This is a genomic window from Segeticoccus rhizosphaerae (genome assembly GCF_005222685.1).
Lineage (GTDB): Bacteria > Actinomycetota > Actinomycetes > Actinomycetales > Dermatophilaceae > Segeticoccus > Segeticoccus rhizosphaerae.
In genome coordinates this window covers 147071-163534 of record NZ_SWMA01000003.1, presented here as the reverse complement: position 1 = coordinate 163534, position 16464 = coordinate 147071, and the positions used below count along the sequence as shown (strand labels likewise).

Annotated in this window: 16 protein-coding genes and 1 pseudogene; 5 read left to right on the top strand and 12 right to left on the bottom strand. The window is 70.2% G+C overall.

Annotation, left to right across the window (positions count from 1 at the left end):
* Positions 1 to 17 precede the first annotated feature (17 nt).
* On the bottom strand, positions 18 to 455 hold the full coding sequence (locus FCN22_RS03600; protein WP_137120151.1) for a mycothiol transferase: 438 nt from the start codon (positions 453 to 455) through the stop codon (positions 18 to 20).
* A gap of 168 nt (positions 456 to 623) precedes the next feature.
* On the opposite strand from FCN22_RS03600, the gene FCN22_RS03595 reads away from it, so the two are divergent.
* Positions 624 to 1511 carry a universal stress protein gene (locus FCN22_RS03595; protein ID WP_137120150.1) on the top strand — a complete coding sequence of 296 codons (888 nt, stop codon included), beginning with the start codon at positions 624 to 626 and terminating at the stop codon, positions 1509 to 1511.
* A gap of 35 nt (positions 1512 to 1546) precedes the next feature.
* Here the strand turns inward: FCN22_RS03595 and FCN22_RS03590 are convergent, their stop codons facing one another.
* Positions 1547 to 3667, bottom strand: a complete 2121-nt coding sequence (locus FCN22_RS03590) for a S9 family peptidase (protein ID WP_137120149.1) — start codon at positions 3665 to 3667, stop codon at positions 1547 to 1549.
* A gap of 210 nt (positions 3668 to 3877) precedes the next feature.
* Between FCN22_RS03590 and FCN22_RS22765 the strand changes: the two are divergent.
* The 4 genes and pseudogenes from FCN22_RS22765 to FCN22_RS21800 form a co-directional block, all read left to right on the top strand.
* Positions 3878 to 4114 (top strand): annotated as a pseudogene (locus tag FCN22_RS22765) (thiamine pyrophosphate-binding protein); the annotation flags it as partial.
* Positions 4036 to 4683, top strand: a complete 648-nt coding sequence (locus FCN22_RS22760) for a hypothetical protein (protein WP_373681276.1) — start codon at positions 4036 to 4038, stop codon at positions 4681 to 4683. The pseudogene FCN22_RS22765 and the gene FCN22_RS22760, both read left to right, overlap by 79 nt.
* Before the next feature lie 42 nt (positions 4684 to 4725).
* Positions 4726 to 4848, top strand: a complete 123-nt coding sequence (locus FCN22_RS22485) for a thiamine pyrophosphate-dependent enzyme (RefSeq protein WP_274381535.1) — start codon at positions 4726 to 4728, stop codon at positions 4846 to 4848.
* A complete protein-coding gene (locus FCN22_RS21800; RefSeq protein WP_202911377.1) occupies positions 4845 to 5474 on the top strand; it encodes a thiamine pyrophosphate-dependent enzyme in 630 nt (209 codons plus the stop codon). Before FCN22_RS22485 ends, FCN22_RS21800 begins: the two co-directional genes overlap by 4 nt.
* 31 nt (positions 5475 to 5505) lie before the next feature.
* Here FCN22_RS21800 and FCN22_RS03580 read toward each other — a convergent pair whose 3' ends face one another.
* The 10 genes from FCN22_RS03580 to pgeF all read right to left on the bottom strand — a co-directional run bounded on the left by FCN22_RS03580 (position 5506) and on the right by pgeF (position 16456).
* Positions 5506 to 6105 carry a maleylpyruvate isomerase family mycothiol-dependent enzyme gene (locus tag FCN22_RS03580; protein WP_162308122.1) on the bottom strand — a complete coding sequence of 200 codons (600 nt, stop codon included), beginning with the start codon at positions 6103 to 6105 and terminating at the stop codon, positions 5506 to 5508.
* A 64-nt stretch (positions 6106 to 6169) separates the two neighbouring features.
* Positions 6170 to 9757: a DNA polymerase III subunit alpha gene (dnaE, locus tag FCN22_RS03575; RefSeq protein WP_137120147.1), complete on the bottom strand. Its 3588-nt coding sequence runs from the start codon at positions 9755 to 9757 to the stop codon at positions 6170 to 6172.
* Positions 9758 to 9862: 105 nt separating this feature from the next.
* Entirely contained in the window at positions 9863 to 10792 is a 930-nt protein-coding gene (locus FCN22_RS03570; RefSeq protein ID WP_137120146.1) for an RluA family pseudouridine synthase, read from the bottom strand.
* On the bottom strand, positions 10785 to 11423 hold the full coding sequence (gene lspA / locus FCN22_RS03565) for a signal peptidase II (RefSeq protein ID WP_202911385.1): 639 nt from the start codon (positions 11421 to 11423) through the stop codon (positions 10785 to 10787). The genes FCN22_RS03570 and lspA overlap by 8 nt, the downstream gene beginning before the upstream one ends.
* Before the next feature lie 74 nt (positions 11424 to 11497).
* Entirely contained in the window at positions 11498 to 12505 is a 1008-nt protein-coding gene (locus tag FCN22_RS03560; protein ID WP_238384492.1) for a TraR/DksA family transcriptional regulator, read from the bottom strand.
* 215 nt (positions 12506 to 12720) lie between these two features.
* Positions 12721 to 13845, bottom strand: a complete 1125-nt coding sequence (locus FCN22_RS03555) for a DivIVA domain-containing protein (RefSeq protein WP_202911376.1) — start codon at positions 13843 to 13845, stop codon at positions 12721 to 12723.
* 101 nt (positions 13846 to 13946) lie between these two features.
* Positions 13947 to 14225: a YggT family protein gene (locus FCN22_RS03550; RefSeq protein ID WP_137120144.1), complete on the bottom strand. Its 279-nt coding sequence runs from the start codon at positions 14223 to 14225 to the stop codon at positions 13947 to 13949.
* Positions 14226 to 14361: 136 nt separating this feature from the next.
* Entirely contained in the window at positions 14362 to 14862 is a 501-nt protein-coding gene (locus FCN22_RS03545; protein ID WP_137120143.1) for a cell division protein SepF, read from the bottom strand.
* Positions 14863 to 14909: 47 nt separating this feature from the next.
* Complete coding sequence (locus FCN22_RS03540) at positions 14910 to 15671, bottom strand: YggS family pyridoxal phosphate-dependent enzyme (RefSeq protein ID WP_137120142.1); 762 nt, start codon at positions 15669 to 15671, stop codon at positions 14910 to 14912.
* Positions 15668 to 16456, bottom strand: coding sequence for a peptidoglycan editing factor PgeF (pgeF, locus tag FCN22_RS03535; RefSeq protein WP_137120141.1), 789 nt, complete (start codon positions 16454 to 16456; stop codon positions 15668 to 15670). Before pgeF ends, FCN22_RS03540 begins: the two co-directional genes overlap by 4 nt.
* Positions 16457 to 16464: the final 8 nt, after the last annotated feature.

The window sequence follows — 16464 nt, the reverse complement described above, 5'->3', positions numbered from 1 at the left end:
ATCGATCGGAATGGATTTCAAGCACCCACAACGATCCCGGTACTGGCCGTGCCCGCCCGGCTTGTACACCCGCACCGGCGTGTCACCACGGCGCCACGCCGAACCGACGACTTTGAACTGGCCCTGATGCCGCCCCGGTGCAGGGCGAGCAGCAGATCCGCCACCGACTCGTCCGGGCCGACTGCCCAGACCTCCGCCTCGCCCTGGTCACCCCATGGGGACTCGACCTGCTCCCCGCGGAAGCCCCAGACCAGCCAGCGGCGCTCCATGAAAGCCAGGTGCTTCACCAGCTCGATGGGACTCCATCCGGACGGCAGACGGCTCTGTCTCAACTGGTGGTCGCCTAGACCGGACACCTTCGTGGAGACGACTGACCGGTAGAAGTCCAGGTAGTCGAGAAAGCGACTGGCGGTGTCAGAGACGGAATCGTGCGGGCTGGGCAGCGGCAGACTCATACCCGTCAGTCTCGCAGCGAACTCGGGCGCGGATCACGCGGTGGCGGCCGCGTCCCGCTGCGGGCCGGCCCTTTCCGCCGACGCACCGCGGGGTACCTGAACCCGACCCGCAATCGGGCTACAGTCGAAGGAGACGGGCTGACGCCCACTGGTCGAAGGGAGTCCACCATGGACAAGACACCGCGCAAGGGGAGCATCGTGGTCGGGGTCGACGGCTCCGCCCTCGGCAAGATGTCACTCGAGTGGGCGGCCGCCCAGGCCGGACGCCGCCACCTGCCGATCCACCTCGTCCACGCCTTCGCTCCGGACGAGCCCTCGGCCATCTTCGGGGGCGGCGCCGACCACGACACGCTGGTCACCGCGAGCGAACGCATCCTCGAGGACGCCAGGGCCCGGATCCACACCATCGCACCGGATGTGCCCGTGACCGGCGTGAGCGCCTCGGGCTTCGCCTCCGCAGCACTCATCCGCGCCTCGCACGAGGCCGAGCTCGTCGTGGTCGGCGCGCGCGGCCAGAGCACTCTCATGCCGAGCGCGCTGGGCTCGGTGGCCCTGCAGGTCGCCGAGCACGCCCACTCCCCCGTGACCGTCGTGCGCCACGCCGAGGCCGACCACCTCAGCCACCGCCGCGTCGTCGTCGGGGTCGACGGCTCGCCCGACTCCCTGAGGGCCGTCGACTACGCCTACCTGCAGGCCGACCAGCGTGGCGCCGAGCTGCTGGTCCTGCACGCCTGGTGGCCCGAGCGGCGTCAGGACGTCACGGACGTCGCCACCTCCGACTGGCCCAGTTACGAGTCCGAGCAGCAGGCTGCGGTGGCGCAGTCCCTCGCCGGCGCGGCAGCCCGCTATCCCGACGTCAAGGTCAGGCAGGAGATCGTGCGCGGCAACCCGCTCAAGCTGCTGGTCGAGAAGTCGTCCGACGCAGATCTGGTCGTCGTCGGGGCGCGCGGCACCGGTGGATTCACCGGGCTACTGCTGGGCTCGGTCAGCAACGACGTGCTGCGCAGAGCGGCCTGCCCCGTCGCGATCGTCCGCAAGCGGCTCGTGAACCGCTGAGTCCTTCGTCGCGGCTGCTGTGCGGCAGTCGCCGCTCAGGCGGCGCCGAGCTGGTCCAGCAGGAAGGCGAGCTCGAACGCCCGCTGGTGCCACGCGTCATACCGGCCGCTCTTGCCGCCGTGCCCGGCGACCATCTCGGTGCGCAACAGGATGGGCCGCTCGACCGGGTCGGACGTCACCGTCTCCCGCAGTCGGGCGACCCACTTGGCCGGCTCGACGAAGTAGACCCTCGTGTCGTTGAGGCTCGTCGTCGCCAGGATGGCCGGGTAGTCCTTCACGGCGATGTTCTCGTAGGGCGTGTAGGACTTCATGTAGGCGTAGACCGAGGCGTCGTGCAGAGGGTCGCCCCACTCCTCCCACTCCCCGACGGTCAGGGGCAGTGACGGGTCGAGGATCGTGGTCAGCGCGTCGACGAACGGCACGCCGGCGTGCACGACCCGGAACCGGTCCGGCGCCAGGTTCGTGATGGCTCCCATCAGCAGGCCACCAGCCGAACGGCCCTCTGCGGCAAGGCGGTCCGGCGCGACCCAGCCCGAAGAAACCAGGTGGTCCGCGCACGCAACAAAGTCGGTGAACGTGTTCTTCTTGGCCTGCAGCTTGCCGCCCTCGTACCACCGGCGGCCCATCTCACCGCCGCCGCGCGGATGGGCGATGGCGAAGACCACGCCCCGGTCGAGGAGCGACAACCGCGCGATGGAGAAGCTCGGGTCGATCGAGATCTCGTAGGAGCCGTAGCCGTAGAGCAGTCCCGGGGCCGTGCCGTCCGCAGCCACATCCGCCCTGGCAACCAACGAGATCGGCACCCGCGTGCCGTCATCGGCGGTGGCCCACTCCCGGCGCTGCACATAGCGTGTCGCGTCGTAGTCGCCGAGCACCGGCTGCTGCTTGAGCAGGCTGAGCGTGCGCGCGCTCATGTCGTAGTCGTACACCGCCGTGGGCGTCACGAGCGACTCGAAGGTCACCTGCACCACGCCGCTGTCGTATGCCGGGTTGTTGCCCGTCGAGACCGTGTAGACCGGCTCGTCGAACCCCAGATCATGGCCCGTCCCGAATCCGTTCTCACTCGCGGCGTCTCGAGGCAGGACCCGCAGCGCCGTGAGACCGTCGCGGCGCAGCGAGACGACAGCGTGGTCGGCAAACGCCTCGACGGCCACCACCCTCTCACCGGGAGTCGGGGGCACCAGTGGGGTCCAGTCCTCGCGGCTGGTCGCCTCGAGCGGTGCACTCGCCAGCTCGAAGTCCGGGTCACCGGCGTTGTGCACGATGAGCAGCCGGTCACCAGCAGGCTCCACGTCGTACTCCACGCCGTGCGTCCGAGGCGCCACCACTCGAGGTTCGTCGAGCGGGCGGGACGCATCGATGAGCCGGACCTCCGACGTCGTGGTCGAGCCGCACTGGATGACCACCCACCGGTCGTCGCGGGAGGCGCCCACGCCGACCCAGAACCGCTCGTCCGGGTCCTCGAAGACGAGCGAGTCTCCGGCGGCGTCGGTGCCGACCTCGTGGCGCCACACCTGGAAGGGCCGCCAGGCCTCGTTGACCCGGGTGTAGAACAGGTGTCGGCCGTCCTCGGACCACGCGACGCCGTAGCCGGTGTCGGTCACGGCCTCGTCGATGAGGGTGCCCTGCCCGTCCTCGCCGAACTCCTTGACCCGCAAGGTGAAGCGCTCGTCGCCCTCGAGATCCACGGCGTAGGCGAGTCGCGTGCCGTCCTGGCAGACCTCGAAGGCTCCCAGCGAGAAGAACTCGTGCCCCTCCGACTCGACGTTGCCGTCGAGCAGCACCTGCTCACCGTCGATCGCGACACCCGGCTCGGGACGCGGGCGGTCGGCGCCGGCGACGACCGGGAGGCGGCAGTGCGCGGCATACTGACGACCCTCGAAGGTGCGCGCGTAGTACCACCAACCGCCCAGCCGCGCCGGGACGGACAGGTCGGTCTCGAGCGTCCGCGAGCGGATCTCCTCGAAGATCCGCTGGCGCAGTGGCTCGAGGTGCTCCGTAACGGCGTCGGCGTAGGCGTTCTCGGCCTCCAGGTGGGCGATGACCTCGGGGGCGCTCTTGTCCCTCAACCACTCGTAGGGGTCGACGAAGCGGTCGCCGTGGTGCTCGCGGACGTGGTCGACCTGTGCGGCCACGGGGGGCTTGGGTGTGCTCACCGGACCACGCTAACCGACGCGGCTCCCCGGCACACGGCGGCCATCGTCACCACGGTCACCGCGACCGGGCGCGCAGCGCCCCTTGCCGTTTACCCGTGCGGCGACGATCCCAAACGCGGCTGAGCGATCACAGTCCGCGCGTTGCCCCTCGCCCGTGGCCGACTCGACCACCGCATCGGACGTCTTGGTGGCCGCCTCATCGAGTGGGGCGTGGACACCGTCTTCGGCCTGCCCGGGGACAGCATCAACGGCCTGATGGACGCGCTGCGCAAGCGGCAGGACCAGATCCGCTACATCCATGTCCGACACGAGGAGGTCGCCTCGATGGCGGCGGTCGGGTACGCCACGTTCACCGGCAAGCTCGGCGTCTGCTTCTCCACCTGCGGCCCGGGCGCCGCGCATCTGCTCAACGGCATGCTGGACGCCCGCGTCGAGCAGGCGCCGATCCTCGCCATCACAGGCATGACCTACCACGACCTGATCGGCACGAGCTACCTGCAGGACGTGAACGTCGACGACATGTTCAACGACGTGGCGCTCTACAACCAGCGGATCATGGGTCCGCAGCACGTGCTCAACGTCGTGGACTACGCCGGCCGGACCGCGCTGAGCGCGGGTGCCCGGGGCGCCGGCACCGAGCTCGAGCAGCTGCCGAAAAGCTCGGCGCGCCGATCATCAAGGCCCAGCTGGGCAAGGACTGCGTGCGGGACGACTCCCCCTACACGACCGGGCCGATCGCCCTGGTCGGCTCACGGCCCAGCGAGGAGGCACTGGAGCAGTGCGATGCGCTGGTGGTCGTCGGCAGCTCGCTGCCCTACATCGAGTTCCTCCCCGCGCCGGGCCAGGCCGTCTGCGTGCAGATCGACGACAAGCCGGACCGGATGGGGCTGCGCTACCCGGTGGATGTCGCCCTGTGCGGTGACGCTGGAGCGACGCTCACCGAGCTGCTGCCGCTGCTCGAGCGCAACGAGGACCGCGCGTTCCTGGAACAGGCCCAGGCCGGCATGGAGGACTGATGGGCGCTGTTGGAGGAGCGCGGCACCCGCGACGACGTCCCGATGAAGCCGCAGGTGCCGGCGTGGGCACTCAACGAGGTCCTCGCGCCCGACGCGATCGTCTGTGGCGACTCCGGCACGGTGACCACGTGGGCGGCCAGGCTGATCAAGATCCGCGGGGAATGAAGTTCAGCTTCAGCGGGACGAACTGCTCGATGGCGGCCGGCCTGCCCTGCGCGATCGGCGCCCAGACGGCATACCCGGGACGTCAGGCGGTCGTCTTCACCGGCGACGGCTCGATGACCATGCAGCTCGGCGACATGCTCACCCTGGTGCAGCACCGGCTCCCGGTGAAGATCGTCGTGATCAAGAACAACACCCTCGGGCTGATCAAGTGGGAGCAGATGGTCTTCCTCGGCAACCCGGAGTACGGCGTCATCATGGCTCCCCTGGACTTCGTGAAGTATGCCGGGGCCTGCGGCGCCTACGGCGCTCGCGTGGAGGACCCGGCCGACTGCGTGGCGACCCTGCGCGCTGCCTTCGCGCACGACGGGCCCGCCATCGTGGCGATGGTCGTCGACCCGCACGAACCGCCTATTCCCGCGAAGGTCAAGAAGGCCCAGATGACCAAGCTGTTCAGTGCGATGAAGGCCGGGACTCCGAACCGCAACCGGATCGCCCTGCAGATGGTCAAGGACATGCTCGACGAGTCCACCTTCGACGCCAGCCCCGGCCACGTCATCCCGGATGCCGTCGGCAGGGGTGCGAAGGCGGTCGTGGACAAGGTCAAGGGGTCGGACGACGACCAGTGACCGGCCCGCGCGCCCTCGCCGGGCCCAGCTCCTAGCGGGTGGGCGGCGACCAGCGAGGGTCGCGACCGGCGAAGGCCACCAAGCGGTCGTAGGTCGAGGCATCAGCGGGCGGTGACACCTCCGTCCCGAACGCCTTGCCCTCGGCCTCGCTTCCGCGCATCGACGGCTGGAGCATCCCCTGCATCATGGCTAGGCCGCGCTCGGCCGGGCCCGGGTCGAGGCCGGAGCGTCCCCCCAGCGCCGTGGCCAGATCCCACGCGTGGACGGCGAACTCGGCGGTCACCAGGTCCGGAGGGATCCCGGGCTCGCTGGATCCCGCCACCTGCCAGGCGGACAGGAGCCGGTCCCCGCCCTCGCGGAAGGCCGATGCCCAGTCGGGTGCCACGCTCGGGGGCTGCTCGGACCAGTCGACCTCTTCGCCCTTGGCAGCGGCGAGGAAATTCGGCAGGTCGGCCACCACATGGTCGAGCAGGGTCGCCACGTCCCACGAGGCGCACGGCGTCGGCGACGCGGTCTGGCTGGGATCGACCCGATCGACCAGTGCGGCGAGCTGGTCGATCGCGCGCGCCATCACGCCGACGGGTTCGGAGGACTCTGGGGGCTGGGAGGTGGCTGAAGACGTATCGCTCATGGGCCCAGCATGGCGCAGGCCGGCCAGGGACGGCTTGTGGATTTGCGTCTGGCGTAGCCCGCCGTCAGCTGCTGAGGCAGGCCGGCCCGAGCAGCGCCTTGAGGTCACCGAACAGCGCCGGCGAGGCAGTGACCCGCAACTGGTCATCGAGGCGCATCAACACGGAACGGCCGGGCTGGGTGAGCCGGACGTGCACCTCGGTGACACCGGGGTGGTCGGACAGCACGCCCTTCAGCCGCTCGGCCAGTCCGTTGGTCGCGCGGGCCAGGGGCATCGTCACGACGACCGGTCCGCGTGGCCCCTCCTTGATGTCCGGCAGGGTCAGCTCCTGCGCGAAGATCGACGGCGAGTCGTCACGGCGGCTGACCCTGCCCCTGACGACACAGACCACGTCGTGGCTGAGCATCGTCGAGACGGTCATGTAGGTGGACGGAAAGAAGAGGCACTCGATCGCGCCGTCGAGGTCCTCGACCGTCGCGATCGCCCACAGGTCGCCCTTCTTGGTGCGCTTGACCTGAAGCCCGGTGATCAGGCCGGCGATCGTGACGCTCGCACCGTCAGGTTTGCCGTCCTCGGCCATGAGCGAGGCGATCGAGCAGTCGGCGTGCTGGGCGAGGACGTGCTCGATCCCGAAGAGCGGGTGGTCGGAGACGTAGAGGCCGAGCATCTCCCGCTCGAAGGCGAGCAGCGTCTGCTTGTCCCACTCGATCGACGGGATCGTCGGCATGGCGATCAGCGACGCCCCGGCATCCTCGCCGCCGGCGTCGCCGAAACCGCCGCCGAAGAGGGAGTCCTGACCGATGGCCTCCTGCCTCTTCTCGTCGACCAGCGCGTCGACATACGCCTCGTGCACGTGCACCAGGCCCTGTCGGGTGTGCTGCAGGTCGTCGAAGGCCCCCGCCTTGATGAGCGACTCGATGGTGCGCTTGTTGCACACCACGGCCGGGCTCTTGCGCAGGAAGTCCTCGAAGGAGGTGAACCGGCCCTTCTCCTCGCGCGCGGTGATGATCGCGTCGACCACGTTGCGCCCGACGTTGCGGATCGCTGCGAGGCCGAACCGGATGTCGGTGCCGACGGCCGCGAAGTTCGCGACCGACTCGTTGACGTCCGGCGGCAGCACCTTGATGCCCATGTGCCGGCACTCGTTGAGGTAGAGCGCCGACTTGTCCTTGTCGTCGCGCACGCTGGTGAGCAGTGCCGCCATGTACTCGGCCGGGTAGTTGGCCTTGAGGTAGGCGGTCCAGTAGGACACGAGCCCGTATGCCGCGGTGTGCGCCTTGTTGAACGCGTAGTCCGAGAACGGCACCAACACGCCCCACAGTGCGGCGACCGACCCCTCGGAGAAGCCGTTGGCCTTCATCCCCTCGCTGAAGGGGACGTACTCGGCGTCCAGCACCTCCTTCTTCTTCTTGCCCATGGCGCGTCGCAGCAGGTCCGCGTTGCCGAGGGTGTAACCGGCAAGCTTCTGGGCGATCTCCATCACCTGCTCCTGGTAGATCACCAGGCCGTGGGTCGTGGAGAGGATCGGGTCTAGGGCCTCGACCATCTCGGGCTGGAGCTTGCCCTTCAGCTGCGGGTCGAGCGGGATGACTTCCTGCTTGCCGTTCTTGCGCAGCGCGAAGTTGGTGTGGGCGTTGACGCCCATCGGCCCCGGACGGTAGAGCGCGAGGGCCGCGGAGATGTCCTCGAAGTTGTCCGGCTGCATCTGCCGCAGCAGGGTGCGCATCCCGCCGCCGTCGAGCTGGAAGACGCCCAGGGTGTCGCCCCGGGCCAGCAGCTCGTAGGTCTTCTGGTCGGTCATGTCCTTCGACAGCGCCTCGAGGTCGAGGTCGACGTCGCGGTTCGACTTCACGTTGACCAGCGCGTCGTCGAGGATGGTCAGGTTGCGCAGGCCCAGGAAGTCCATCTTGACCAGTCCGAGCGTCTCGCAGCTCGGGTAGTCGAACTGGGTGATGATCTGGCCGTCCTGCTCGCGGCGCATGATCGGGATCAGGTCGATCAGCGGCTCGCTCGACATGATCACGCCGGCTGCGTGCACTCCCCACTGCCGCTTCAGACCCTCGAGGCCGAGCGCGGTGTCCACGATCTCCCTGGCCTGCGGGTCCTGTTCGACCAGCGCCCGGAACTCCGCCCCCTCGGCATACCTCTTGTGCTGGGGGTCGTAGATTCCCGAGAGCGGGACGCCCTTGCCCATCACGTCCGGCGGCATGGCCTTGGTGAGCTTCTCCCCCATCGAGAAGGGGAAACCCATGACTCGGGACGCGTCCTTGACCGCCTGCTTGGCCTTGATCGTGCCGTAGGTGACGATCTGCGCGACGCGTTCCTCGCCGTACTTCTCGGTGACGTACCTGATCACCTCGCCGCGGCGCCGCTCGTCGAAGTCGACGTCGAAGTCCGGCATCGACATGCGCTCCGGGTTGAGGAAGCGCTCGAAGATCAGCCCGTGCGGCACCGGGTCGAGGTCGGTGATCTTCATCGCGTAGGCGCACATCGACCCGGCACCCGAACCGCGCCCGGGGCCGACCCGGATGCCGTTGTCCTTGGCCCAGTTGATGAAGTCGGCGACGACCAGGAAGTAGCTCGGATAGCCCTTGCCGACGATGACCTCAGTCTCGTAGGCGGCCTGCTTGCGGGCGTAGTCGGGCACACCCTCGGGAAAGCGCTCGTGCAGCCCGCGCTCGACCTCCTTGACGAACCAGCTGGTCTCGTCCTCGCCCTCGGGCACCTCGAACCGGGGCATGTAGCGCCCCTCGCCCTCGGTGAAGGAGACCTCGCAGCGCTCGGCGACCCGCAGCGTGTTGTCGCAGGCCTCCGGCAGCTCGCGCCACAGGTGGCGCATCTGCTGGGGCGTCTTGAGGTAGAACTCCTCGGCGTCGAACTTGAACCGGTTCGGGTCCATCAGCGTCGAGCCGGACTGCACACACAGCAGCGCCGCGTGCGCCTTGGCGTCCTCGGCATTGGTGTAGTGCAGGTCGTTGGTGGCCAGCAACGGCAGGTCGAGGTCCTTGGCGAGGCGCAGCAGCTCCTTCATGGTGCGGCGCTCGATCTCGATGCCGTGGTCCATGATCTCGCAGTAGAAGTTCTCCTTGCCGAGGATGTCGCGCAGCTCGCCAGCGGCCTCGCGCGCCTGGTCGTACTGCCCCATCCGCAGCCGGGTGTTGATCTCGCCGCCGGCGCACCCGGTCGTGCCGATCAGCCCCTGGCCGTAGGTCGAGAGCAGCTCGCGGTCGATGCGCGGCTTGAAGTAGTAGCCCTCCAGCGAGGCCAGCGACGACATACGGAACAGGTTGTGCATCCCGTTGTTGTTGCGCGCGAGCAGCGTCATGTGGGTGTAGGCGCCCGACCCACCGACGTCGTCCACCCCGTCGCCAAACTTGACCCTGGTCTTGTCGGTGCGGTGGGTGCCCGGCGTGAGGTAGGCCTCGACCCCGATGATCGGCTTGATGCCGTGCTTGGTGGCCTTCTTCCAGAACTCGTAGGCCCCGAAGACGTAGCCGTGGTCGGTCGTGGCAATCGCCGGCATCCCCATCCGTGCGGCGTTCTCGCACAGCTCGTCGATGCGGGCCGCGCCGTCGAGCATGGAGTACTCGGTGTGCACGTGCAGGTGGACGAAGTTGTCCCCTGCGCCGGAGGGTGTGGAGTGGGTGGCCATCGCAGGGAAGTCTAAGCCTGACGGCCGACATCGCCGGGCAGCGCCTCGCCCTCCGCCGGGGTGCCAGGGGCTGGTATGACGGCCGCCCGCCACACCGGCCGAGGGTCACGCCGCGACGTGCTCCAGTGCCTGTTGCAGGTCGTCCGGGTAGGAGCTCTCGAAGGTCACCCGCTCACCACTGCCGGGGTGGTCGAAGGAGAGCGACACCGCATGCAGCCACTGTCGGTCCAGACCCAGCCTCCTGGCCAGCACCGGGTCGGCGCCGTAGGTCAGGTCGCCCACGCAGGGGTGCCGCAACGCGGAGAAGTGCACCCGGATCTGGTGGGTGCGGCCGGTCTCGAGGTGGATCTCGAGCAGCGAGGCCGACCGGAACGCCTCGATGACGTGGTAGTGGGTGACACTGGGCTTGCCGTCCCGGCGGACCGCGAACCGGTAGTCGTGGCCGGGATGGCGTCCGATCGGGGCGTCGACGGTGCCCTCCACCGGATCGGGCAGCCCCTGGACCAGGGCGTGATAGGTCTTGTCGACCGTGCGGTCGCGGAAGGAGCGCTTGAGCAGCGTGTAGGCCCGCTCGCTCTTGGCGACCACCATCAGCCCGCTGGTGCCGACGTCGAGCCGCTGGACGATGCCCTGCCGCTCGGGCGCGCCCGAGGTGGAGATGCGGTAGCCCGCCGCGGCCAGGCCGCCGACCACGGTCGGTCCGGACCAGCCCACGCTGGGGTGTGCGGCGACCCCGATCGGCTTGTCGACGACGACGATCTCGGGGTCGTCGTGGACGATCGTCATGCCGGGCACCGGCTCGGCGACCACTTCCGGTGCCGTGTCGTCCTGCCGGTCGGGGAGGGTCACCTCGAGCCAGTCGCCGGCACGGACCCGGTCGGACTTGCCGGCGACCTTGCGTCCGAGCAGCACGGCGCCCGAGGTGGCGAGGTCGGCCGCCTTGGTCCGCGAGAGCCCGAAGAGTCGCGCCAGGGCGGCGTCGACCCGCTCGCCCTCCAGGCCGTCGGGCACCGGGATCGTCCGGGTGTCAGTCATGGCCGTCCTTGCGGTCGGGTGACGCGCTGTCCTCCCTCGCCCCGTCCGCCGGCTGCTCCCCAGAGCGCTGCTCGTCCGACGGCGGGTCAGCCGGGGGCTCGTCCGAGGGCTCTTCGCGCTCTTCCCCGGAGCGGCCGTCGCGGGGTGCCTCGTGCCGCCCTGCCCCGGAACTGGCGCGCTTCCCGTCGATCCCGATGCCGGAGAAGGCGAGCAGCGCGATCAGCACCGCGGCGGACACCACCGCCATGTCGGCGACGTTGAAGATCGGCCACCGGGGCAGCTCCAGGAAGTCGACGACGTGACCGCGACCACCGCCGGGGTAGCGGAAGATGCGGTCACTGAGGTTGCCGAGGGCCCCACCGAGCAACAGGCCGAGGGCCAGCGCCCAGACCCGGCTACCGAGGCGACGGGCCGTGACGATGGTCACCACGACCACGCCGGCCGCGATCAGCGTCAGCACCCACGTCGCTCCCGTCGCCAGGTTGAACGCGGCACCGGGGTTGAAGGTCAGGTGCAGCCTCAGCACCGAACCGACCAGGTCGCGCGGCTGCGTCGGGTCGAGGTTGGCGACGACCCACGACTTGCTCACCTGGTCGAGGGTCAGGACGATGGCCGCGGCCACGACCACCATCACGAACAGCGCTCGCCGGGGGCGCCGTGGCTCCGGTGGGGTGGGGGTCGGGTCGTCGCCTCTTGGTGTGGCGCTCAGCGGCGCTCCTGCTTGCGTTTGCATGTCATGCATAGGGTCGCACGAGGGAACGCCTGAAGGCGAAGTTTGCCCACCGGGTTGCCGCACGACTCGCACCCGCCGTAGGTGCCGGCGGCGATCCGTTCGAGCGCGTGCAGGCTCTGTTCGAGCATGTCGCGCGAGTTGTTGGCCAGCGAGATCTCCTGCTCGCGCTCGAAGGTCTTGGCCCCCGCGTCGGCCTCGTCGTCACCCGACTGGTCCCCGGCGTCCTGCATCAGCCCCGCAAGGCCGACCTCGGCCAGGTCGATCTCCGACTCCAGCCTTCGCACGTCCGACTCGAGCTCTTCCTTGACCTCTGCCAGCTCGCCGCTGGTCCACGCCGACTCCTCCTCGAGGACCGGCAGGCTGCGGGCAGTGGCAGCCGTCACCGCGACCTTGCGGGGCCGCCGCGCCGCCGCCTTGCTGGTCGCCCTCCGGGGCGTCTGCTTCGCCGTGGGCCTACCGGCCGGCGCCGCCTTCTTCGTGCCCGCCTGCTCCGTGGTGGCCGCCTGCTTCTTGGTGCTCTCCTTTTTCGGCGGGGGCTTCACGTCGGTCTTCTTCGCCCCGGCCTTCGTCGCCGGGCGCGTCGCGTCCACCTTCTTCGGGCTCGCCTGCTTCGCGACCGACCTCCCGCCGGTCGCCTTGCCGGTGATCCCCTTCGCCGTGGCCTTACCGGCCGTCGTCGCAGCACTGCCGTCCGTGGCCTTCTTCGCTGCTGACCGCGTCGCTGGTGCCTTCGCGGCCTTCTGGCCACCGGCGCCCTTCGTGCTCGCTCCTCTGCCGGTCGCCCTCGTCGTCGCCTTGCCGGTGGACTTGCCGGTGGACTTGCCCTGTGCTGGCGTCACTGCCGTACCACCCTTCGTGGTGGCGGCCGTGCGGCCACTGCGCGTGGACTTCGCCCGGGTCGCCTTGTGTGCGGAAGCGCTCGGCGCGGCGTCGGCTGCCCCCGCAAGCTTGGTCTGGGACGCCATCGTCTTCTCTGCCATCGCACCCTTTCCGGGTTTCGTCGCCTCGCGGTCCCCCGGCGAGGAGCTCTTGGCGGTCCGTGGCGCTGAGGATAGGGCAGGAACCCAGATCCCTCAATGAGGAAACACGGGACGCAGGGAACAGTTTCCCGCGGGCGAGCGCAGCCGTTGCCCCGTGAGCACGCAGCGAGGGCGCCGACCGAGCTCGGTCGACGCCCTCACGTGGTTCTCGGGTGCTAGGGGCGGTCCGCCGGGGTGTCGCCCTCCCCCGGAGCCGGCTGTGCCTGGTCGCCCGACGGGGCCTCGCCGGGCTGCTGTCCGGCCCCGACGGCCCGTGCTTCGCCGTCGCCCTCGCCGGGCAGACTCGACCCCTCGTCCACGCCGGTCCGGTCCAGCTCCTCGAGCTGGCCCTCGATGTAGGACTTGAGCCGGGCGCGGTAGTCGCGCTCGAAGGTCCGCAGCGCCTCGATCTGCCCGCTGAGCACGTCCTTCTCGTGCGCGAGCGCCTCGAGCACCGACCTCTTGTGTTCCTCGGCCTCGCTGACCATGGCCTCCGATCGCTGGGTGGCGTCGGCGATCAGCTCCTCGTGACGCGCCTCCGCGGTGGAGATCAGCTCGTCGTGGCGTGCCTGTGCGGTGGAGACGAGGTCGTCGTGCTTGGCCTGGCCGTCGCTGAGGAACTTCGCGTGCTGCTCCTGCCCCTCGCTGATGAGGCGGTCGCGCGTGGCCTGACCCTCGCTGACGTGCTCGTCGTGCAACTTCTGGGCCAGGGCGATGACGCCGGCCGCGCTGCCTGCGCCCACGGCGCCGGCGCCGGCGAGCTCGGCCGCGTGGCCGCGGTCCGTCCCGCTCGCGGCCCCGGTCTCCCCTTCGGACGAGTGGTCGGCAGCTGCACCGGCCGCCTCGTTGGCCCTGGCGACCCGCTCCTGCGCCTCACGCTCGGCCTGCTCGGCCGCCTCGTTGGCCTTGGCGATCCGCTCCTGCGCCTCACGCTCGGCTCGCTCGACCGCCTCACTGGTCGTGGCCTCCGCCGACGCAGGGGCGTTCTCGGACGAGGCGGCGGCCGCGCCGGACTCGGACGCGGTCGCTTCCTCGGCGGCCGTGCCGCCGGCTGCCTTCACCGACGCCCGGGTGCTGGTGCCCGCCGAGGACGGGGCGCGGTGCGAGGTCGTCGGCGTGATGCCGCGCGCCTTCTGGCACTCCTCGAGCTGCGTACGCAGCTCCTCGTTCTCGGCGCCCAGCCGACGCAGCTCGGCGACGACCTCGTCGAGGAAGTCGTCAACCTCGTTCTCGTCGTAGCCGCGACGGAGCGTCTTGGCCGTGAAGATCTTGTTGACAACGTCCTCTGGCGTCAGCGCCATGTAGTCACCTCGGTCGGATCGGGGCCGTGGTGGGGGCTCGCGCAGTGCCGCTGGGGGCAGGACGCGAGAGCTCGCCACGACGAGAGTGTCAGGAGCGTCCCTCAGCCTAGGAGATTGAGGGCCAAAGAGACAGCCAGCAGGAGCACGAGGAAGGCCAGGTCGAGTCGCACCTGGCCGAGGGTGAGCGGCGGGATGACCCGCCGCAGCAGTCGCAGGGGCGGGTCGGTGACGCTGTAGACCACCTCGGCCACGACCAGCACCGGGCCCCGCGGTCGCCAGGCCCGTGCCAGCACCTGGACCCAGTCGAGGATCAACCGTCCGATGAGGACGACCAGGAACAGGTAGAGGACCAGCGACACCACTGCCTTGATCGTGCTCATGGGATCAGTCTGCGGCCCGTGGGCCCGGGCGAAGTGGGCGGGGTCGTCGACCACTGACTCGTTCTGCCGCTGCCTCCGGGGCAGACCGCTCCGACCGCATCGTCACCACTCGTCGCCGCGGCCCTGTCGTCGCCGCTCAGCTCTGGTTGAACAGGCTGTGCGAGGCCTTCGCGGACGCGGTGGGAGCGCTGGTGGCCACCTCGACGTGCGACGGGGACAGCAGGAAGACCTTGTTGGTCACTCGCTCGATGGCACCGTGCAGCCCGAAGACCAGGCCGGCCGCGAAGTCGACCAGCCGCTTGGCGTCGGAGTCGTCCATGTCGGTGAGGTTCATGATGACCGGCACGCCGTCGCGGAAGTTCTCGCCGATGTTCTTGGCCTCGTTGTAGGTCCGCGGGTGGATCGTGGTGATCCGGGTGAGGGGGCCGACGTCCCCGTCACGCACGACCCGCGGTGTCGGGGCGTTCCGCTGGGGAAGGTGGGTCACGGGTGCGCGCTCCTCCCGCTCCGCCTCACGGTCGACCGTCTCGCGACCGTCCGCTTCGTCGTAGCTCTCGTAGTCGTCATACGCGTCGTAGCGCTCGTCGGCCTCGGCGAGGCCGAGGTACTCCATGGTCTTGCGCAGCGCCCCAGCCATTGGTGTGCTCCTTGATGCGGGTGCCTGTCGAGTGGTCGCCTTGGACGCTACCGAAACGCCGGTCGTGATCCGAGGATTGCGCTGCCGACACGCAGGTGTGTCGCGCCGTGCGCGACCGCCTCCTCCAGGTCGGCGCTCATGCCTGCCGAGATCCACGTGGCGTCGGGGTGATCGGCTCGTATGGCGTCCGCGATCGCACGAAGCCGGGCGAAGGCCGGCGCGGGGTCGGCCCCGAGGGGGGCGACTGCCATGACGCCTCGCAGGCGCAGGTGTTCCGTGCCTGCGACCTGGTCGGCGAGGGCGGCCGCCTGATCGGGTGCGACGCCGCCCCGGCCGCGTCCCGGTGACGGTGGGTCCAGGTCGACCTGGACGCACACGTCGAGCTGGCGCTGTGCCGACCCGGCGGCCCGGTCGAGGCCGCGCACCAGCTTGCTCCGGTCGACCGAGTGGACGACGTCGGCGTAGCGCGCGACGGATCCGGCCTTGTTGCTCTGCAGCTGCCCGATGAAGTGGACCGTGAGCCGGTCGCGCTCGTGGTCGGGCAGCTCGTCCAGCTTGTTGCTGGCCTCCTGGTCGCGGTTCTCGCCGATGTCGCGGACCCCCAGGCCGGCCAGCAGCGCCAGGTCCGAGGCAGGGAAGAACTTCGTCACGACGATGAGGCGCACCTCGGCCCTCGAGCGGCCGGCGGCGGCGCACGCGTCCTCGATCCGGCGCTCGACCGTGGCCAACCGCCGGGCCAGCTCGGACCCGCGGTCGAACGCCTGCTGGTCGGGAGGGGCGCTGTGACGCGACGGCTCCGCGTGGGTCATCGGTGGCCTCCTTGGGGTGCGACGAGGCGGATCACGCCGGCGAAACGCCCGGTCACCGGATCGCGCCGGTAGGAGTAGAGGTCCGACGACTCCCGGGTGCAGCCCGGCACCCAGTCCACGGTGACGTCGCGTGCCCGCAGCTGGTCGACGACACCGGCGGCGACGTCGATGGCGGGCGTCCCCTGCCAGGACACGGTGGCACTCACCGCGCTGGTGGCGGCGGCCCGCGCTCGCATGTCCTCCGGCACCTCGTAGCACCGCCCGCACACCGAAGGGCCGACGGTCGCGCGGATCCTCATCGCCCCCAGGTCGTGCATCGCGTCGACGGCGCGGCCGATGATGCCGCCGACCATGCCGGGGCGACCCGCGTGCACTGCGGCCACGACCCCGGCGGCCGGGTCGGCGAGCAGGACGGGCGTGCAGTCGGCCACGAGCACGGCGAGGGCGAGGTCGGTGCGGCCGGTCACCAAACCGTCGGCGGGCGGCGCCGCACCGGACCACGGGCCGTCCACGACCTCGACGTCGATCCCGTGGCACTGGTGCATGAAGACCAGCCGGTCCCGGGTGACCCCGACGGCCTCGGCGAGGGACGCCCGGTTGGCCTCGACCCGGTCGAGGTCGTCCCCGACGTGGGCGCCGAGGTTGAACCCGGCATACGGCTGGGTCGCGGCTCGGTCAGCTCCACCAGCGACGGACGGGTCGGCGCCGCGCCCGGTGAAGCCGCGGTCCACGCCGAACTCCGCCGCGCCGGGACGCGGCGGCAGCTGCTCGCGCCAGATGAACACGACCACAA